17 protein-coding genes and 1 riboswitch are annotated in these 19312 nt (G+C 74.1%); of the genes, 6 read left to right on the top strand and 11 right to left on the bottom strand.

Going from position 1 to position 19312, the window contains the following annotated elements; genetic code table 11:
• Positions 1–10: 10 nt before the first annotated feature.
• Together GA0070623_RS06845 and GA0070623_RS31355 are read right to left on the bottom strand one after the other, a co-directional pair.
• Positions 11–2386: a ribonucleoside-diphosphate reductase subunit alpha gene (locus tag GA0070623_RS06845; RefSeq protein ID WP_067303618.1), complete on the bottom strand. Its 2376-nt coding sequence runs from the start codon at positions 2384–2386 to the stop codon at positions 11–13.
• A gap of 120 nt (positions 2387–2506) precedes the next feature.
• A riboswitch (cobalamin riboswitch) is annotated at positions 2507–2723 on the bottom strand.
• A gap of 28 nt (positions 2724–2751) precedes the next feature.
• Positions 2752–3639, bottom strand: a complete 888-nt coding sequence (locus GA0070623_RS31355) for a helix-turn-helix transcriptional regulator (RefSeq protein WP_067303614.1) — start codon at positions 3637–3639, stop codon at positions 2752–2754.
• Between the two features lie 127 nt (positions 3640–3766).
• On the opposite strand from GA0070623_RS31355, the gene GA0070623_RS06835 reads away from it, so the two are divergent.
• Together GA0070623_RS06835 and GA0070623_RS06830 are read left to right on the top strand one after the other, a co-directional pair.
• On the top strand, positions 3767–4669 hold the full coding sequence (locus GA0070623_RS06835; protein WP_067303610.1) for an oxidoreductase: 903 nt from the start codon (positions 3767–3769) through the stop codon (positions 4667–4669).
• Positions 4670–4724: 55 nt separating this feature from the next.
• A complete protein-coding gene (locus GA0070623_RS06830) occupies positions 4725–5444 on the top strand; it encodes a hypothetical protein (RefSeq protein WP_067303606.1) in 720 nt (239 codons plus the stop codon).
• 45 nt (positions 5445–5489) lie between these two features.
• Here GA0070623_RS06830 and GA0070623_RS06825 read toward each other — a convergent pair whose 3' ends face one another.
• The 6 genes from GA0070623_RS06825 to GA0070623_RS06800 all read right to left on the bottom strand — a co-directional run bounded on the left by GA0070623_RS06825 (position 5490) and on the right by GA0070623_RS06800 (position 13119).
• On the bottom strand, positions 5490–6110 hold the full coding sequence (locus GA0070623_RS06825; protein ID WP_089003953.1) for a TetR/AcrR family transcriptional regulator: 621 nt from the start codon (positions 6108–6110) through the stop codon (positions 5490–5492).
• A gap of 7 nt (positions 6111–6117) precedes the next feature.
• Positions 6118–8559: a PEP/pyruvate-binding domain-containing protein gene (locus tag GA0070623_RS06820; protein WP_231932700.1), complete on the bottom strand. Its 2442-nt coding sequence runs from the start codon at positions 8557–8559 to the stop codon at positions 6118–6120.
• 87 nt (positions 8560–8646) lie between these two features.
• Entirely contained in the window at positions 8647–10434 is a 1788-nt protein-coding gene (locus GA0070623_RS06815; protein ID WP_067303594.1) for a sensor histidine kinase, read from the bottom strand.
• On the bottom strand, positions 10431–11120 hold the full coding sequence (locus tag GA0070623_RS06810; RefSeq protein WP_172898372.1) for a response regulator transcription factor: 690 nt from the start codon (positions 11118–11120) through the stop codon (positions 10431–10433). Before GA0070623_RS06810 ends, GA0070623_RS06815 begins: the two co-directional genes overlap by 4 nt.
• Before the next feature lie 234 nt (positions 11121–11354).
• Positions 11355–11918 (bottom strand): hypothetical protein, encoded by a 564-nt coding sequence (locus GA0070623_RS06805; RefSeq protein WP_157517467.1) that lies wholly within the window; start codon positions 11916–11918, stop codon positions 11355–11357.
• 91 nt (positions 11919–12009) lie between these two features.
• Positions 12010–13119 carry an FAD-dependent monooxygenase gene (locus GA0070623_RS06800; RefSeq protein ID WP_067303585.1) on the bottom strand — a complete coding sequence of 370 codons (1110 nt, stop codon included), beginning with the start codon at positions 13117–13119 and terminating at the stop codon, positions 12010–12012.
• A 74-nt stretch (positions 13120–13193) separates the two neighbouring features.
• Here GA0070623_RS06800 and GA0070623_RS06795 point away from each other — a divergent pair, with 74 nt between their 5' ends.
• The 3 genes from GA0070623_RS06795 to GA0070623_RS06785 all read left to right on the top strand — a co-directional run bounded on the left by GA0070623_RS06795 (position 13194) and on the right by GA0070623_RS06785 (position 15755).
• The gene (locus tag GA0070623_RS06795; RefSeq protein WP_067303582.1) at positions 13194–13796 is read left to right on the top strand and encodes a TetR/AcrR family transcriptional regulator; all 603 of its coding nucleotides are present in this window, start codon (positions 13194–13196) and stop codon (positions 13794–13796) included.
• Between the two features lie 175 nt (positions 13797–13971).
• Positions 13972–14682 carry a ThuA domain-containing protein gene (locus tag GA0070623_RS06790; protein ID WP_067303580.1) on the top strand — a complete coding sequence of 237 codons (711 nt, stop codon included), beginning with the start codon at positions 13972–13974 and terminating at the stop codon, positions 14680–14682.
• A complete protein-coding gene (locus tag GA0070623_RS06785) occupies positions 14652–15755 on the top strand; it encodes a Gfo/Idh/MocA family protein (RefSeq protein WP_067303577.1) in 1104 nt (367 codons plus the stop codon). The genes GA0070623_RS06790 and GA0070623_RS06785 overlap by 31 nt, the downstream gene beginning before the upstream one ends.
• 109 nt (positions 15756–15864) lie before the next feature.
• Here GA0070623_RS06785 and GA0070623_RS06780 read toward each other — a convergent pair whose 3' ends face one another.
• Positions 15865–16872 (bottom strand): bifunctional NAD(P)H-dependent oxidoreductase/GNAT family N-acetyltransferase, encoded by a 1008-nt coding sequence (locus tag GA0070623_RS06780; protein ID WP_231932809.1) that lies wholly within the window; start codon positions 16870–16872, stop codon positions 15865–15867.
• 100 nt (positions 16873–16972) lie between these two features.
• On the opposite strand from GA0070623_RS06780, the gene GA0070623_RS06775 reads away from it, so the two are divergent.
• Positions 16973–17470 carry a MarR family winged helix-turn-helix transcriptional regulator gene (locus GA0070623_RS06775; RefSeq protein WP_067303571.1) on the top strand — a complete coding sequence of 166 codons (498 nt, stop codon included), beginning with the start codon at positions 16973–16975 and terminating at the stop codon, positions 17468–17470.
• Between the two features lie 87 nt (positions 17471–17557).
• Here the strand turns inward: GA0070623_RS06775 and GA0070623_RS06770 are convergent, their stop codons facing one another.
• On the bottom strand, positions 17558–18502 hold the full coding sequence (locus GA0070623_RS06770; protein ID WP_067303568.1) for an acyltransferase domain-containing protein: 945 nt from the start codon (positions 18500–18502) through the stop codon (positions 17558–17560).
• A 118-nt stretch (positions 18503–18620) separates the two neighbouring features.
• Positions 18621–19265 (bottom strand): winged helix-turn-helix transcriptional regulator, encoded by a 645-nt coding sequence (locus tag GA0070623_RS06765; protein WP_067303565.1) that lies wholly within the window; start codon positions 19263–19265, stop codon positions 18621–18623.
• Positions 19266–19312 lie beyond the last annotated feature (47 nt).

Below are 19312 nucleotides of genomic sequence, written 5' to 3'. Positions count from 1 at the left end.
TCGACGGTGGTCACTGGCACGCCTCGCAGCTCTCGGGGTTCTCCAGGGAACAGGCCAGCGCCTCGGCGTCGGCCGTCACGGCCGGGCCGACGGTGACGGTGGCCTGCTGGATCCGGGTCGCCGGACGCGACCGCAGGTAGTAGGTGGTCTTCAGCCCTGACTTCCAGGCGTGCAGGTACATCGAGGACAGCTTGCCGATGGTCGGCGCGCTGAGGAACAGGTTCAGCGACTGCGACTGGTCGATGTACGGCGCCCGCGCGGCGGCCAGGTCGATCAGCGCCCGCTGCGGCAGCTCCCACGCGGTGCGGAACAGCTCCCGCACCTCGGCGGGCAGCTCGACGATGCCCTGCACCGACCCGTCGGCCCGCTTGATCCGGTCGCGGATCTCCGGCGTCCACAGCCCGCGGGCCTTCAGCTCGCGGACCAGGTACGTGTTGATCTGCAGGAACTCCCCGGACATCGTCTCGCGCTTGAACAGGTTGGACACCTGCGGCTCGATGCACTCGTAGCAGCCGGCGATCGACGCGATGGTGGCGGTCGGGGCGATCGCGACCAGCAGCGAGTTGCGCAGGCCGTGCGCCGCGATCCGGGTACGCAGCGCGGCCCACCGCCCGGCCTGGGCGGGCTCCACACCCCACAGGTCCGGGTGCAGGTCACCCCGGGCCGCCCGGGTCTGCGGGTACGCCGGGTGCGCGCCGAACCGTTCGGCGAGGTCGGTCGACGTCTCCAGCGCGGTCAGGAAGATCTCCTCCTGCACCCGGGTGGACAGCTCCCGGGCCCCGGCCGAGTCGAACGGCAGCCGCAGCGCGAACAACGCGTCCTGCAGGCCCATCAACCCCAGCCCGACCGGCCGCCAGCGCGGATTCGACGCCGCCGCCTGCTCGGCCGGGTAGTAGTTGACGTCGATCACCCGGTCCAGGAACACCACCGCCGTCCGCACCGTGGCGCGTAGCTTCTCCCAGTCGACGCCGCCGCCGGTCAGGTGCGCGCCGAGGTTGACCGAGCCCAGGTTGCAGACCGCCGTCTCGGTGTCGCTGTTGACCTCCAGGATCTCGGTGCACAGGTTGGACAGGTGGATCGTGTTGCCCGGGACGCCGGTCTGGTTGGACAGCCGGTTCGCCGGGTCCTTGAACGTCATCCACCCGTTGCCGGTCTGCGCCAGGGTCCGCATCATCCGCCCGTACAGGTCCCGGGCCTTCACCGTGCGGACCGCCTTCTTCTCGGCGACCCGGTACGCCGCGTCGAACGCCTCGCCGTACAGGTCGGGCAGCTCCGGGGCGTCCGACGGGTCGATCAGCGACCACTCGGCGTCGGCCTCGACCCGGCGCATGAACTCGTCGGGGATCCAGTTGGCCAGGTTGAGGTTGTGGGTGCGCCGGGCCTCCTCGCCGGTGTTGTCCCGCAGCTCCAGGAACTCCTCGACGTCCGGGTGCCACGGTTCCAGGTAGACGCAGGCGGCGCCCTTGCGCCGGCCGCCCTGGTTGACCGCCGCGACCCCGGCGTCGAGGGTCTTCAGGAACGGCACGATCCCGTTCGACCGGCCGTTGGTGCCCCGGATCAACGCGCCCCGGCCACGTACCCGCGTGAAGGAGATGCCGATGCCGCCGGAGAACTTCGACAGCTTCGCCACCTGGTGGTACCGCTCGTAGATCGAGTCCAGCTCGTCGCGGGGCGAGTCGACCAGGAAACACGACGACATCTGGGTGTGCCGGGTGCCCGAGTTGAACAACGTCGGGGAACTCGGCAGGTAGGCCAGCGACGACATCAGCCGGTAGAACCCGACCGCCTCGTCCGGCGTCCCGGACAGCCCGCAGGCCACCCGCAGCAGCCAGTGCTGCGGCGTCTCCACCACCAGCCGCGACTCGGGGTGCCGCAGCAGGTACCGGTCGGCCACCGTGCGCAGCCCGAAGTACTCGAACCGCAGGTCACCGTCCGGGTCGACGGCGTCGTCGAGTTGCCGTGCGTGCCGGGCCACGAACGCGGCCGTGTCGTCGGCGATCAGGCCGAGGCCGTGGGCGTACCGGACGGACTCGCTGAAACTCGTCACCGACTGCCCGCGCACCTCCTTCTCCACGAACCCGACCAGCAGCCGCGCCGCGAGCCGGGAGTACTGCGGCTCCGTGCCGATCAGCTCCGCCGCCGTCTGGATCGACAGCCTGTCCACCTCGGCCGTGGTCGCCCCGTCGTAGAGACCGTTGACCGTCGCGGTGGCCACCCGCAGCGGATCCACCTCGTCCAGGTCGGCGGCCCACCGGGCGACGGCCGTGACGATCCGGTCGACGTCCACCGGCTCGGTGCCGCCGTCGGGCCGGCGTACCCGCATCACCGGCCGGCGCGGCTCCACCTCGCCGGCACCGGGCGGGGGACTCTCCTGTACGACCGTCATGACCTCTCCTCGCCGTCACCGATGACCATCGGACGCGGGAGAACGCCAACGGGCGCGGCGCGACGGCCGACCCGGAACCTGGCGTCGGTCGTCCCGCGCGACCTCAGGCCGCCGCGCGCGGCAGCGCACGGCGCGCTGGCAGGTCTTCGGACTCGCGGGCCGGACCGGGGTCCACCGGTCGCCTACTGGCCGTCGCTTCCCAGACCTCGCGGTCCAGTGCTCGATGACGGCGGTCGTTCCCACTCACCGCTGCGGGGCAGTCCCGGATTTACACCGGGTTCCCTGTTGCCTCGACCGGACCACCGGGCCCGGCCGAACCAGCTGCGTGGCACACCATATATGGCGTAGCTGGGGGAGAGGCAACACTAGATGTCGCGGGGGCGTGTCGGATAACTCTCACCCGACCGCGCGGTGGCCCGCAGTGACGCCAGCAACCGCAGCGCGTCCGCGTCGGCGCTGCCGGGCTCGGCGGTGAAGACCAGCATGACCGGGCCGGGGCTGCCGGGCAGCGGATAGGTGTCCCAGTCCAGGAGTATGTCGCCGACCCCGGGGACCTGGAAGGTCTTGGTGCCGCTGACCGACTCGCGGACGTCGTGCCGGGACCACAGCCGGCGGAACTCGGCGCTGCGGATGCTCAGCTCACCGACGATCGCGGTGGCCCGGGGGTGGGTGGGGTCGGTGGCGACCGCGGCCCGCAACATGCCGATGTAGTCCAGCGCCTGCCGCTCCCAGGCCGCGCACCGCCGCGTCCGGGTCGCCGCCTCGTCGAACATCAGCAGCAGCATGTTGAGCCGGTCCGGCGGGTAGCCGTCCGGGTCGCCGAGCAGCGCCACCGCCCACGGGTTCCAGGCGAGCAGGTCCAGATGGCGGCCGAGCACCACCGCCGGGGTGTCCATCACCCGCAGCAGCCGCCGGGTACTCTCCGGCACCCGCTCCGGGCCGTGGTCCACCCGGGCCGGCACCGGCCGGCGGGCGGCCCGGGCCAGGGTGAACAGGTGGCGGCGTTCCCCGGCGTCGAGGCCGAGCGCGGCGGCGAGCGCGTCCAGCACGTCGTCGGAGGGGCGAACCTCGCGGCCCTGCTCCATCCGCTGGTAGTAGTCGGTGCTCAACCCGGCCAGCAGCGCCAGCTCCTCGCGGCGCAGCCCGGTGACCCGGCGTCGTCCGCCCGGCTCCAGGCCGACGTCGCGGGGGTGCAGCCGGCCGCGCCGGGCGCGCAGGAAGTCACCGAGCTCGCGGGCGTACGGATGGGTCATGTCGCCAGTGTGACGCGGCCCGGACCGGCGCGGGTAGGTCTGCGGGACCTAGGCAACCGGGTACGACCGGTCCCGCCCGGCCGGGCCGTAGCGTCGGTGACCCCATCCGACCGTCAGGGAGCAGCAGATGACCTGGACCGCCGACCACATCCCCGACCAGCACGGCCGCACCGCCGTCGTGACCGGCGCGAACTCCGGCCTCGGCCTGGTCACCGCCACCGCGCTGGCCCGCCGGGGCGCGCGGGTGGTGCTCGCCGTCCGTGACACCGCCGCCGGCCGGCGGGCCGCCCAGCAGATCGGCGGCGACGTCGAGGTACGCGAGTTGGACCTCGCCTCACTGGCCTCGGTGCGGGCGTTCGCGGCGGCCCTGGCCGCCGACCACCCGAGGATCGACCTGCTGGTCAACAACGCCGGCGCGGTACTGCTCGGCCCGCGCCGCACCAGCGCCGACGGCCATGAGCTGCACCTCGCCACCAACCTGCTGGGCCACTTCGCGCTGACCGGCCTGCTGCTGGGCAACCTGGCCGCGGCGCGGGCGGCCCGGGTGGTCAGCCTCAGCTCGATCGTCCACCGCAGGGCACACCTGGACTTCACCGACCTGATGATCGAGCGCGGCTACTCGGGCTCCACCGCGTACGGCCGGTCCAAGCTCGCCACCACCGTCTTCGGGGTCGAGCTGGACCGCCGGCTGCGGGCCACCGGGTCGCCGGTGCTCAGCGTGCTGGCCCACCCCGGTGTCACCCGCACCAACCTGACCCCGCGGGCCTGGTCCCACCAGGGCCGGCGCGGCCGGGTGCTGGCCCGGCTCAGCCTGCTGGCCACCCAGCCCGTCGAGCAGGGCGCGCTGCCCCAGCTGCGGGCCGCCACCGACCCGGCGGTACGGGGTGGCCAGTTCTTCGGCCCGGCCCGGTTCTTCCAGACCTGGGGTCCGGTCACCGAGGTCCGGTGCAGCCGGGAGGCCGCCGACCCCGCCGTCGGCCCTCGGCTCTGGACGGTGGTCGAGGAGTTGACCGGCGTCCGCTACCCCTGACACCGGGGCGCACTAGCATGGCTGCGGTCGGTGACGGCGGCGGAGACGAGGCGAGATGAGATGGCTCGGGCGGGTACTGGGCGGCGGGAACCGGCAGGTCCAGGAGGATCCGGTCCGGCAGGCGGCGCTGTCGGCCGAGGTGCGGCAGCGGTTCGGCACCCACCTGGCCGTCCGACCCGCCGACCAGGTGGCGGCGATCGTCGGCCTGCTCGACGACGGCGACGGCCTGGCGGTGGCGGCCACGATCGTCGGTGAGTTCGCCACCGCGGCCCACGCGGACCTGCTGGCCCAGACCGCGGAGCTGTACCGGCGTACCGGTCACCGGTTCCCGGTGGACCGGCGCAACTACCGGCCACTGTGGCGGGAGGTCGGCGGGCGGCTGCACTGGCCGCTGTTCGCGCTGCCGGGCGGCCTGCACCCGTACGTGCACGTCGCCGCCGCCGCCACCGTCATCGGCGCGCGGGCGTCGCAGCTGGTCCGGGCGACCGACCCGGATCCGCTGCTCGCCCACCTGTTCGAGGTGCTCGACCTCACCACCTGCGGCTGGGAGTACGGCCGGGTACGGGTGGACCACGACGGGGCTTCACTGGTCGGTCGCCTGATCTCCACCACCCGGGACGTCCGGGCGGCGATGAAGGACCCGCCGCCGCTGCCCCCGTCGGTCCGGGAGCTGATGCGTACCAACCGGTCGGTCGACGTCTTCGACCTCACCGGCGACCGGGTCGTCGGCACGATCAACGTGGGCGGCGAGCTGCGGCCGGCGCTGCTGACCTGACGGCCGCACCGACCGGCGACGCCCCCGGCCCGCGCCGGCCGGGGGTCAGCCGAAGAGCAGCTCCAGCTGGTGGTCGAGGACCGCCGTCGCCTGCGCCGGGGTGTACTGCCCGCCGAGCAGGTACATCCCCAGCCCCTCCACCAGCGCCAGCAACCCCGCCGCGGCGTCCGCCGGCAGTAGCCCCGCCGCGGCGTCCGCCGGCAGTAGCCCCGCCGCGGCGTCCGCCGCCGGTGGACGTGGCAGTAGCCCGGCGATGAAATCCACCAGTTGTACGGTGTCCGGCCGCAGCCCGGTGGCCGCCGCCGGGTGCAGGGCGGTCCAGGAGAGGAACGCCAGCGCCACCCGCCCGTCCGCGCGGGCCGCCTCGTCCAGCGGCAGCAACGCCTCCAGCAGGGTGCGCAGCAGCAGCCGGGGCGCCGGGTCCGGGCCGAGCGCCGCGACCGCCGTCTCGACCCGGCGCCGGCCCCGGTCGCGGACGACGGACAGGGCGAACGCCATCATCTCGTCCTTGGTGGTGAAGTAGTGCTGCACCATGCCGGCGGAGACCCCCGCCTCGGCTGCCACGTGCCGTAGGCTCACCGCCTCCAGGCCCCGGTCGGCGGCGACCCGCATGAGCGCGTCCGCGATCAGGGTGCGCCGCTGACGGGGGTCGACTCTCTTGGGCATCGGGGTCCTACCGTCGCGTCGTCACGGTGCCGGCCGCACCGTCCACAGTGATCACCTGGCCGGTGACGATCCGCGAGGTGGCTCCCGGCACGCTGATCACGGCCGGAATCCCGTACTCGCGGGCCACCGTGGGGCCGTGCGCCATGACCGCGCCGGTCTCGGTGACCAGGGCCGCGGCGGTCAGGAACAGCGGCGTCCAGCCCGGGTCGGTGGTGGCGGTCACGAGGATCTCCCCGGGTTCGAGGTACGCGGTGGCCGGGTCGGTGACCACCCGGGCCGGGCCGGTCACCTTACCCGTCGCCGCCCCGACGCCCCGGAGCAGGCCCTCGCCGTCCTCGGTGGCCGGCAGGGTGCTCTCCACGTCGGTCCCGTCGGAGAGGATCGCCACCGGCACCACCCGGCGGCGCAGTTCGCGCCGGTGCGTCGCCCGGCGTCGGGCGACCAGCCCGCTCAGGTCGGTGCCGCCGAGGGCCGTCTCGACCTCGTCGAGGGTGAGGAACATGACGTCGTCCGCCACCGGGAACAGCGTCGACCCGATCAGCAGCAGCTGCTCGCGGACGGCCTGGAGCCGGTACAGCCCGGCGAACTTCCCGGACTCCCGTAGCCCCGCCAGCCGCCGGGCCCGGCGTAGCAGGAACACCGCGATCCGGCCCCGGACCGGGCGCTGCCGGACCGCCCGCGCGGCCAGTTCGCCGAGGGCGGCCTCGGCGGCCCCGGCGGCCTCGGCGAAGCGCCGGTCGGGGGCCTGTGCCGGGTCGGTGAGCCGCAGGTAGTTGGCGATCGCCGCGAAGACCGGGGTGGGGTCCTCGGCCCAGCGCGGCACCCCGACGTCGGCCTCGGCGGCGGCCCGGTGGCCGTAGCGGGACAGGAAGCCGGCCAGGCCGATCTCGGGCAGCGCGCCCCGCCGGTACCGGGCTGAAAGCTCCGCCGGTGGCGTGTCGAGGAGCAGGTCGCGGTGCGGCCGGGCGGCCGATGCCAGCGCCCAGAGCGCGAGGTCCATCTCGATGGTCACGTTGTGCGGGACGCCGCGCAGCACGGCGTGGACGTCGGCCTCGGTGGCGACCCCCTTGAGCAGCTGGGCGGGCAGCGCCGAGGCGAGCATCCCGGCCACGATCGGCCAGGTGACGTCGTCGGCGACGCCGTCGGTGTCCTCGCCGTGGTCGCGGACGAACCGCAGCCGCTCGTAGGCCGTGTGCGCCTGCGGCGGCGCCGTCGACTCCGCGCGTAGCCGGTCGACGGCCGCGACCAGCCGGTGCCGTGCCGCGTCGGGGCGGGCCAGCGCCCGCAGGATGCCCCGCAGTGCCCGCAGCGCCGCGCCCAGCGAGGCGTCCGCCGGGCGGCGGGACCGGTCGCCGGACGGCGCGAAGCGCGGATCCCGCAGGACGTGCTCCATCACCGCCTGGGCGCGGGGCCCGAAGTCGACGGCCATCAGCCTGACCAGCCGCTTACGGGCGGCGGGCCGGCGGACCAGGTCGGTCAGGTCGCCGTAGAGCCGCCCGCCGATGTCCACGATCTCCACCCGCATCCCGAGCGAGGCGACCATGGCGGCGATCATCCTGCTGAGCGTGGACATGCCCATCGGGGTGACCGGTCGCAGCATCCCCTGCACGTTGCCGAACTCGACGTACACCCGCAGGTCGTCGGTCTGCGGCGGCAGCGGGAACAGTGTCGTGACCGGCCGCGACTGGAGCAGCCACAGCGTCCCGTCGTGGTCGATCGCCCACTCGACGTCCTGCGGCACGCCGAAGTGCGCCTGGATCCGCCGGCCGGCGGTCCACAGGTCGTCGTGCCAACCGGGGCCGGGTGCCGCTCCCCGCCGCGCACCGGCTGCTCCGGCCGGGCCGTCCTCCGGGTGGGCGGCACCGGTCAGCACGAGGTGGTTGGCGTCCGTGTGGCCGTCGACCACCCGGGTGCCCAGGCCCGTCCCGACGTCGACGAGCATCTCGGTGCGGTTGCCGGTGACCGGGTTCGCCGTGTAGAGCACGCCCGCCCGCACCGGGGTGACCATCCGTTGCACCACCACCGCCATCCGCGCGTCGGCGGGGTCGGTCCCGTGTGCCTTCCGGTAGGCCACCGCCCGGTCGCCGTGCAGCGACTTCCAGCAGGTGTCGATCGCCGCCACCAGGTCCGCCTCGCCCTCGACGTCCAGCACGGTGTCGTGCTGACCCGCGAAGCTGGCGTCCGGCAGGTCCTCGTCGGTCGCGCTCGACCGCACCGCCACCGGGCCGCCGCCCAGCCGCGCGTACGCCGCCCGGACCTCGTCCTGCGGCACCACCCCGGCCCGGTACGCCGCGGTGGTCACGCAGAATCCGTCCGGCACCCGCTCACCGGCGCGGATCAGCTCGCCGAGACCGGCCGCCTTGCCGCCGACCAGCGGGACCAGGCCGGCATGGGCCTCCGACAGGGGGAGCACCGACACCTGCGCCTCTTCTTTGCAATACGACTGCATTGCAAAGAAGGTACGCGGTTCGCAGTGCAACTGCAATGTGAAAAGTCGGAGACGACCGTAGCCGGGTGGGACGCAGGGTGGCGGAGCTCAGCTGCGGGCCGGGACGACGACCGGCAGCCGGACGGTGAAGGTGCTGCCCTGGCCGGGAACGCTCTCGACGCCGATGGTGCCGCCGTGCGCCTCGGCGAGCTTGCGGGCGATCGACAGGCCGAGCCCGCTGCCGCCGGTGCTGCGGGTCCGGGAGTCGTCGGCCCGCCAGAACCGGTCGAAGATCCTGGCCTGGTCGGCGGGGGCGATGCCGGTGCCGGTGTCGGACACGGCGATGGTGAGCTGGTCGTCGCGTACCTCCAGGCGCACGACGACCGAGCCGCCCGCCGGGGTGTGCCGGACCGCGTTGGCGACGATGTTGCCGACGATCTGGCGCAGCCGGGCGCCGTCGACCGACATCTCCAGATCGGTGCCCACCGAGGTGCCCAGCCGCACCCCGGCGGCCTCGGCGGCCCCCCGGTGCGCCTCGACGACCTGCTCCAACAGATCGGCCACGAAGTACGGTTCACGGTGGATTCGCAGGTCACCGGCGTCGGCCGCGGCCAGGTCCCGCAGGTCGTCGATGATGTGCTGCAGCAGCAACGCCTCGTCGAGCAGCAGGGTGAGCAGCTGCGTGTCGAGCTGCGCGAGACCGTCCTGGGCGGCCTCCAGCCAGCTCCGCATGTTGGTCAGCGGCGTCCGCAGCTCGTGCGCCACGTCGCTGACCATGCTGCGGCGTAGCGCCTCGGTCTGCTCCCGCCGGGCCGCGAGGTCGTTGAGCGCGGTGGCCAGCAGGCCGATCTCGTCGCGGGTGGTCACCGGCACCCGGGCCGGTTCGTCCATCGGCTGCCGGGTGGCGTCGGTCAACGCCCGCAGCGGGCGGACCAGCCGCCGGCCGACCAGCACGGTGATCAGCACGGTGGCCACCAGCACCGCCCCGGTCACCTGGGCGATCCGGACCACGTTCGCCCGGGACAGGTTGAACACCGGATCCTCGCCGCCCTGCGTCCCGTCGGTGACGAACAGCAACGCCGGGGGTGCCACGTACGCCCGGAGCTGGGTCGTCCGGGCCTTCTCCAGGCAGCCGGCGACCTGCTGGTCGAAGCGGGCGTCCCGGCTGGGTGCCGCGGTCCGGTCGGCGCGGATCTCGACCCGGGTCGGTTCCCCCAGCTCCCGGAGGCAGTTCTTGGTCAGGGCCTCCAGCTGGGCGATCCCGGCGGCCTCGCTCGGCAACGGGCGGGTCAGGTCGTCGGGCAGGCAGAATCCGACGATGCCCCGGTCCTTCGGGTCGCTCATCCGCACCGAGGCCCGGCCGGCGGGATCCACCACCACCCGCGCGTCCGCCCTGGACTCGGCCCGTACGCAGCCGAGCTGCCGCTCGGCCAGCTCCCTGGTGTTGTTGCTCTCCCGCTTGGTCAGCCGGTACGGCCCGACCGCGCGCGGATCGACCCGCTCGGTGCCACCGGTCAGGCCCAGGTCGACCTGCAACGGGTCGACGGTCGCCGACGGCCGGGCGGTCTGCAGCGACGGGCCGTCCGGGGCGGAGTCGGCGATCACCTGCCGGTCCGGGGTCATCAGGGTGATCCGCCGTTCGAGCCGGTCGGCCCGTTCGGCGAGCACCGCGTCGACCCCGGTCCAGTCCCGGTGCGTCGCCGCGTGGTCCAGCAGCGTGTCGTAGATGCTCTTGTCGTCGGCGAGTGAGCGGCCCTGCTCCTGCTGGATCGCCCGGGTGGTGGACTGCACGGCCAGCCAGGTCGTCGCCAGGATCGCGCAGACCGCCACCAGCAGCGAGGTGGCCAGCAACCGCACCACCAGGCTGCGGTGCAGGGGAACCCGTTGCCGTCTCACGGCGCCCCGGCGACCAGCTTGTAGCCGACCCCGTAGACGGTCAGCAACTGCTGCGGCCGGCGGGCGTTCGCCTCGATCTTGCGGCGCAGGTTCATCACGTGCACGTCGATGGTGCGCCCGGTCGACTCCCGGTCGATGCCCCGGGTGTGTTCGAGGAGCTGGCCGCGGCTGAACACCCGGCCGGGCTGACGGATCATCGCGGCGAGGATGGCGAACTCGCCGGTCGTGCACTCCACCGGGAGGCCGCCCACGGTGACCAGGCGGCGCGGCTCGTCGACGGTGAGCTGGCCGAGCCGGTGCACCGGTGACTCCTGCGGGACGGTCCGCACCCGGCGCAGCAGCGTCCGCACCCGGGCCACCAACTCGCGCGGGCTGTACGGCTTGGTCATGTAGTCGTCGGCGCCCAGGTCCAGCCCGCGCAGCAGGTCGTCCTCGGCCGACCGGGCGGTCAACATCAGCACCGGCACGTCCGACTCCTGGCGGATCATCCGGCAGACCTGCATGCCGTCGAGCTTCGGCAGCATCACGTCGAGCAGGAGGAGGTCGAACGGCTGCTCCCGGGCCTGCCGCAGCGCCGTCTCGCCGTCGGCCACGATCGTCGCCCGGTGACCCGCCGCGACGAGATAGCGGCGCAGCGCCTCGGCCTGCCGCGGATCGTCCTCCGCGAGCATCACGTGTGCGCACATGGTGGGGAATATAGAGCAGCTCAGGGGGGTCGCGGATCCGGCGGAAGGCGGTGACACGGGGCACCTCGTGGTCCTTGCGCAGGTGGCCGGGCGGGTGGCGGGGAGACCCGGCGATCAGGAGAAAAAGGTCATGCCGCGCCCTGACCGGTTCCTGACAAACGGGTGGCACGATCGCCCTGCGGGACGGTCGTCGGCGGCGTCCCCCGGTGAGGGGACGCCGCCGGTGCGGTGCGGCTACTTCCGCTTCGCGGCGACCTCGCGCTGGCACGCCGGGGAGTACTTCAACCCCTTGGAGATCGAGTCCGCGTCGTTGTTCTTGCCGCCGAAGGCCCAGCCGGTGCCGTCGGACCCCACCTCGACATAGCGGACGCCCTTGTCCTTCAGGCACTTCACCACGTCGCGGGCGAAGTCCCCCGCCTCCGGGTTGGCCGGGTCGAACTCCCACGGCGGCAGCGGCATCAGGCGGTCGCAGGCCCTGGACGCCTCGCTGGTCTTGTCCGAGCCGGTGCCGTCGCTGCGCAGCTTGGCGATGTCGACCCCGTGCTCGGCCATGCACTTCACGTACGGTTTGAGGCGTTCCTTCTGGTCCTCCGGGGTGTCGTCGAGGCGTTCCCGGGGCCGCCCGGCCTCTGCCGGCGTCGCCGACACGGTGGGGCTGGGCGTGCCGGTCTGGAGGGTGGCCACCTCCGCCTCGCTGGTCCGGCCGCTGCCGGCGGCGGGCGGGTCCTCGTCGGCGGTCGAGCACCCGCCGATCAGCAGTACGGCGCTGCACAGCGCAGCCATCAGTTGCTTCCTCATCGTCACGCCTCCGGTCAGCTCTGCGGCGATCCCGCCGGGGGCCAGCATCACCGTCGACTGTCAGGAAGCTGTTCGGGTGCGGCGCGGGACGTCAGCCGGTCGGTAACAACCGGGCGAGGGTGTTGCGGACGGCGATGCCCGGGCGGCTCTTCGGGACCAGCACCGTCGCGACGAGACCGGCGCTGCGCCCCCGGGCATCGGTGTGGCGTCGGTGCGCGGCCTCGTAGCGTCGTAGGGCGGGGCCGGGCTCACCCTCGGCGAGGGCGGCGGCCAGGGTGCGGGCACCGGCGATGGCCAGGCTCGACCCGTCGCCGAACAACGACACCGACGCCGCCGCGTCGCCGAGCAGCACCACCCGCCCGACCGACCAGGACGGCAGCTGCACCCGGGTGACCGCGTCGAAGTAGAGGTCCGTCGACTGCCGGGCCCGGTCCAGCAACTCGGGCACCCGCCAGCCGCGCTCCCCGGCGTACGCCCCGGTGAGGATCCGCCGGTGCTGGTCGGTGTCGGTGTGGTCGAAGCCGGTGACGGCGGGGTGCCGGAAGATGAACGCGACCCCGGCCTCGCCGCGTACGGGATGGACCGCGACGAGTCGACCCGGCGTGTTGTGCAGCAGCACGTGGCGCGGGTGCTCCGGTGGTTCGCCGAGCGGTGTGGTGGCCACGTAGAAGCCGAGGTGGCGGGCGACGTCGCGCTCCGGGCCGAAGGTGAGCCGGCGTACCGTCGAGTGCAGTCCGTCGGCCCCGACGACCAGGTCGAACCGGCGGGCCGGGCCGACCGCGAAGGTGACGTCCACCCCGCCCGGGTCCTGGTCGAGCCGGGTGACGGTGTCGTCGTAGACGAACTCGGCGTCGTCGCGGGCCGCGCCGCACAGAATCCGGGCGAGGTCGGCCCGGGGCACCTCGATCTCGGCCGTGCCGGCGGGGCTGCGGCGGGTGGGCATCGACAACGGCCGTCCCGGCCGGCCCGCGGAGTCGACGATTCGCAGGCCGGTGGTATGGGTGGCCGCCGCCCGGAGGGCGTCCACCACCCCCATCCGCTCGACCACCGGAAGGGCCGCTCCGCGTACGTCGACCGGGTTGCCGCTGGACCGCAGCCCGCCCGCCCGTTCGACGACCGTGGGCCGCCAGCCGGCCCGGGCCAGCCAGTAGGCGAGGGTCGGACCGGCCACGCCGGCCCCCGAGATGAGTGCTGTCCGCATCGGCCGAGCATATCTGCACTCAGTGCAGACTTGCAACGACTGCCGATTTGCGTTGGCTGCGGTAAGGTGCGGTGATGTCACTCCGCGACCGCAAACGCGCCCGCACCCGGCAGGCACTGGTCGACGCCGCCGTCGAGCTGATCGGACGGCAGGGCTACGAGGCGACCACGATTGCCGAGATCGCCGCCGCCGCCGACATCGGCACCCGCACGTTCTTCAGCTACTTCCCGAGCAAAGAGGACCTGCTCTTCCCCGAGACCGACCGCCGGGTGCGCGTCGCGGTCGACGCGATCACCCACCGCGCGCCGGACGACGAACCCGCCGAGGTCCTGCTGCGGGCGCTCCGCCGGGCCAACGAGGAGAGCGACGACATGACCGGCCCGCTCGCCGCGCTGCGGATCCGGCTGACCATGCAGGTGCCCGCCGTCCGTGCCCGCGCCCTGCACCTGCAGTGGGAGGGGCAGCGGGAGATCGCCCGGCACCTGGCCGCCGCCTATCCCGACGACCTGGACGAGGTGAGCGCCGCCGCCCTGGTCGGCGCCTTCGTCGGCGCGGCGACCGCAGCCCTCACCACCGTGCTGGAGGACCCGGGGCACCGGGCCGATCCCGCAGCGGTCCGCGCGGCACTGCACCGCGCCACGGAGGTCGCCCTGCGTCCGTGGGCGACCCGGGCCTGAACCGCGCCGACCCGGCCCGACCACGACGCCGGTCGATGGCGCACGTGATCGGCGGGGGCCGACCGGGCCGCCGGAAACGAGTACGGTTTCGGTGCCCGGCCGGCGCAGGTGTCAGCGGCCCGTCGCCGTCGCGGGAGCGGACCGGCCGGGTGACCGACCGTGGAGGGGAGCGAGCGTGGCACAGCGCAGGGCACTGGTGGTGCGGGGCGGATGGGAGGGACACCAGCCGGTCAGGGCGACGGAGCTGTTCATCCCGTTCCTGCGGCACCACGACTACGCGGTACGGGTCGAGGAGTCCACGGAGGTCTACGCCGACGCCGCCACGATGGCCGGGACCGACCTCGTCGTCCAGTGCATGACGATGGCGGAGATCACCGCCGAGCAGGTGGCGGGCCTGAGCGCGGCGGTCGTCGCCGGGACGGGTCTGACCGGCTGGCACGGCGGCATCGTGGACGCGTTCCGCGCCTCCTCGGACTACCTGCACCTGGTGGGTGGCCAGTTCGCCACCCACCCGGGCCGGGAGCCCTGCGAGCGGCACGGCGGCGAGGAGGACAACTTCCTGCCGCACACGGTGACCCTCACCGATCTCGGCCGGGAGCACCCGGTCACCGCCGGGATCGCCGACATCGAGCTGGTCACCGAGCAGTACTGGGTGCTGCACGACGACCTGATCGACGTGCTGGCCACCACCGTGCACCCCACCCGGGACTGGCACCCCTGGCACCGGCCGGTCACCTCGCCGGCGATCTGGACCCGGCGGTGGGGCGCCGGTCGGGTCGTCGTGACGACCCCCGGGCACAGCCTCGACGTCCTGGAGCACCCGTCGGTGCGTACCGTCATCGAGAGGGGGATGCTGTGGGCGAGCCGCACCGCGTCGGCGTCGTAGGACTCGGCGTCATCTCCCGCGCCTACCTGGACACCCTCGCGCACCACCCCGGGCTGCGCGTCGTCGCGGTGGCCGACCTGGACGCCGCCCGGTCGGCCGCGACCGCCGCCACCCTCGCCGACGCCGAGGCGGTGAGCGTCGCGGACCTGCTCGCCCACCCGGGCGTGCAGACGGTGCTCAACCTGACCATCCCCGCCGCACACACCGAGATCGCCCTCGGCGCGATCGACGCGGGCAAGCACGTGTACGGCGAGAAGCCGCTCGCCGTGGCGTTCCCGGACGCTCAGATGATCATGGAGCGGGCCGGCTCGGCCGGGGTCCGGGTCGGCTGCGCGCCGGACACCGTCCTGGGCACCGGGACGCAGACGGCCCGCGCGGCGGTCGACGGTGGACTGATCGGGCGTCCACTGGCCGCGTCGGCGGTCATGGTCACCCCCGGGCACGAGGCCTGGCACCCCCACCCCGACTTCTACTACGCCCCGGGCGGCGGGCCGCTGCTCGACATGGGGCCGTACTACGTCTCGGCGCTGGTCCACCTGCTCGGGCCGGTGCGGGCGGTGACCGCGGCGGCCAGCCGGCTGCGCCCCGAGCGGGTCATCGGCAGCGGCCCGCGCCTCGGGCAACGCATCCCGGTGCGGGTGGACACCCACGTCAGCGGCGTGCTCGAACACGCCAGTGGCGTGCTGTCCACCATCACCACGAGCTTCGACGGGGTCACCACCACGGCCGCGCCGATCGAGGTGCACGGGGAGACCGGCACCCTCGCCGTGCCCGACCCGAACTACTTCGACGGCGAGGTCCGGCTCTGGCCGCTCGGCGGCGACGGATGGCGGGCGCTCCCGGCGACGGCGGGTTACCGGGAGGGCGCCCGGGGCCTCGGGTTGATCGACGCGGTACGGGCCGAGAGTGGGCGGACCCCGCGGGCGGGCGGTGACCTGGCGTTGCACGTACTCGACACGATGACCGCCCTGCTGCGGGCGGCGGACGAGGGCCGGCGGATCACCCTGACCACGACGGTGCGGCGACCCGACCCGGTGCCGCTCACCCCGGCCGGGGACTGGCAGGGCCGCTGAACGGACGGCTGCCGGTCCCCGGGCCGCCGGGAGCCCCGGTGCCACCCCGGGCCGGTGTGACGGCCCGGAGTGGTGTGACGGCCCGGGGCGGCGGGGTGGCCCGGGGTGGTCAGCCGGTCGCCCCGGCCAGCTCCCTGGTCAGGCAGACCGTGCCGTCCGGGCTGTCCGGTTCCGCCGTCCGGTAGCCCGCGCTCCGGTAGAGGTCGATGTTGCGCAGGCTCCGGGTGCCGGTGAAGAGCAGGATCCGGCGGCACTGCGGCCCGGCGGCGGCCTCGGCGGCCTGCAGCAACCACCGGCCCAGGCCCCGGCCGCGCAGGTCGGGCACGACGGCGAGCCGGCCCACGTGGCAGTCGGTGCCGTCGGTGCGGGTCCGCACCATGCCCAGCAGTCGGCCGTCCCGCCAGACGCCGGTGGTGTGCCAGCTGGCCAGCCACTCCCGCACCTCCTCCGGCGACTCGTGCAGCGGCGCGATGGCCAGCGTGTCGTTGGCCACCGCCTCCTCGGTCCAGCAGCACCGTTGCAGCACGGTGACCTCGGGTGCGTCGTGCGGGGTCAGCCGTCGCGCGTAGGAGCCCGGCAGTGGGCCGGGCACGCTGTCGGCCTGCCCGCGCTCGCGCATCGGCCGCAGGGCGTGGGCGAGCCGGACCAGCTCGTCCAGCAGGTTGGTGGCCGCCGCGCCCCGGCCGGCGTCCGGCCGCAGCCGACCGTCCACCACCGCGTCGCCGATGCCGATGGCGACCGTGGCGCCCGTCGGGACCAGGCGCAGCGTCGTCACCACCTGCTTGGCGTGTGCCACCGCCCGGGTGCCGGCCGCGGTGTAGCCGTAACTGACGAAGCCGATCGGCTTCCACGCCCACTCGCTGCCGAGGTAGTCCAGCGCGTTCTTCAGGGTCGCCGGCATCGCGTGGTTGTACTCCGGGGTGACCGCGATGAAGCCGTCCGCCGCGGCGACCGTCGCGCTCCAGCGGCGGGTGTGCTCGTTCCGGTAGACCCCCGAGGCCGGTGACTCCTCCTCGTCGAGGAAGGGCAGGCCCAGGTCGCCGAGGGCCACCGGCACGACCTCGACGTCGAGCTCGGCGGCCCGGGAGGAGACCGCGTCGACCAGCCATCTCCCCACCAGGGGGCCGAGCGCGCCGGGGCGGGTGCTGCAGGTCAGCGCCAGAATGCGAAGCGGTCTCGTTGACATGGAAACGAAGGCTAGATGCTAGGTTGATTACATGTCAACTAAGTCGGGGTCGGCCCGCTGGCTGGAGCCGGCCGAGGAACGGGCCTGGCGGGCCTGGCGGCGGGCGATGGTCGCCGTCCAGACCGGCACCGCGCGGGACCTGGCGGGAATCGGCCTCTCCGAAGCCGACTACGAGGTGCTGAGCACCCTCTCGGAGCAGCACGCGCAGACCGGCACGCTGGGCGACCAGGCCGACAAGATGGGCTGGTCCCGCAGCCGGCTGTCCCGGCACGCCAGCCGGATGGAAGCACGCGGACTGCTGCGCCGCGCCCCGGATCCGGCCGACGGCCGGGGCTGCCTGCTCGTGCTGACCGCGCCGGGTCTGGCCGCCCTCCGGGACGCCGCGCCGGTCCACGTCGAGTCGGTACGGCGGCACCTCATCGACCGGCTGGCCCCTCGGGACCTCGCCGCCCTCGAACGGATCGCCGGGCGGCTGGAGCAGCCCCGCGCCGACGACGGTCCCGACCGGTCGCGCTCGTCCCCGGTGTGATCATCCTCCGCGCGGGACCGTCCACCGTGGACACGGTGGGGGGTGGTCCGGCACCCGAGCCGGCCGACCGGCCCGGCCGCCCCCGCGCTAGATCGGGAAGCGGCCGTGCCGCCAGTGCCAGTGGCCGCCGGCCGTCAGGTGGTCGACGATCGCGCGTTGCAGCACGGTACGCCGGGGCAGCTGGTCGAGGGGCGTGCTGAGCGTACGGAAGGCGAACCGGCGTACCTCGACGTCGGCGTCCGGCCCGTCCTGCGCCACGTAGGGCTGCAACACGAACCGGCGCTGGAAACGGATGATGTTGGAGTCCTCGGGGAGGTAGTCGCGGAGCTGCGGATCGAGCAGCCAGGAACCGCAGGAGAAGGCGGTGTAGTGCTCGTCGGGGAAGTGCCGGGGGAAGAACTCCCGGGCCTCGTCCAGCGACGCGTCGACCGCCTCCGGGGTCAACGGCCCGGCGTCCGGGATGTGCAGGTCGATGGCCTCGCCACCGCGCTGGTGCTGGAGCCGGCCCAGCTCGTAGAGGCCGCCACGGGCGTGCAGGGTCAGCCAGCTCTGCATGACCGCCCAGCCCTCGCGGTCCATCCGGCGGTCGATCGCCAGGTTGCGGCCCAGGTCGGCGAGGGTCGCCCAGGAGACGGGGCCGGCGATGCCGTGCTCGCGGTGGAATTCGGTGACCACGTCGACCAGGGCGAGGAAGCCGTAGACGTAGAGGTGCCGCCAGGCGGGGCCCCGGTCACGGGGCAGCTCCGGGCCGGGCGACAGCCAGTCGTAACCGCCGAGGTCGGCCCGGACCAGGGCGGACGAACGGTCGAGCAGCCACCGGAGTTCCGGGGTCCACGACGGAGAGTCGGGATCGGGCCAGCCGGCCATGATCTCGGCGGCGTCGTCCGGGCGTACCGCGAGCCGGTCGAGGAGGGCCGGCGCGTCGGCCCTGGCGGGCAGCGGGGCGGACGGTCGGTCACCGGCGAGCCGGTGCACGCGCTCGACCTCCTCGACGGGCACCCCGAGCCGGGCGGAGATGTCGTGCAGGTCCACCGGCCGATCCTACCGGCCGGCGGCCGTCGCCCGGCCGTCGGATTTCCGCCGGTCCGGGGCGGTGGGCGGGCGGCCGTCCCGGGGCCACGGGGGTGGTGGCTCGGGCGGACTGCCCGCACTACGGCTGCGCGGCGTCGGCCGGGGTGGCGAGAACCCGGGCGAGCAGCCCGTGCGGATCCCGGATCTCGATGGCGCGGGCGGCCGGTGACCCCGGGGCGAGCGCACCGGAGAAGAGACCGAGGACGGCGGCGGTGGGTCCGTCGACGGTGGCGTCGGCCCCGTTGTCCCGGCCGGCGGTGACCCGGGGACCGCCCGCCGTCAGCCGGACGGTGAAGTCGAGCCCGTCCGCGTGCACGCCGATCGCGGCCCCGGTGGGTAGCCCGGTCGCCGGGAGCAGCGCCTCGATGGCCAGGCCCAGCCACTGCGGTCGGACCGTGTCGTCGGGCGCGGGGCCGGTGGCCATGAAGGCGGCCCCCCAGCGGACCAGCTCGCGTACCGGTCCGCGGAGTCCCTGCCCGAGGTCGGTGAGGCGGTAGCGGACCGCCTTGCGTCCCGCCTCGTCGCAGCGTTGCACGATGCCGGCGTCGGCGAGGTGCTGGAGGCGGGCGCTGAGCAGGTTCGTGGCGATGCCCGGCAGGGCCGACCGGAGTTCGTGGTGACGCCGGTCGGCGATGAGCAGCTCGCGCACGATCAGCAGGTTCCAGCGGTCGCCGATCACGTCGAGTGCCCGCGCCAGGCCGCAGAACTGGTGGTACTCCGACATCCTTGCGCTCCTCCCCACGGGCCCCTTACGGTTTAAATTATAAACCA

This window comes from Micromonospora rifamycinica (assembly GCF_900090265.1).
GTDB classification, from domain to species: Bacteria; Actinomycetota; Actinomycetes; order Mycobacteriales; family Micromonosporaceae; genus Micromonospora; species Micromonospora rifamycinica.
Note: the sequence above shows the minus strand (reverse complement) of the source record. Positions and strands in the feature narration are given on the sequence as shown.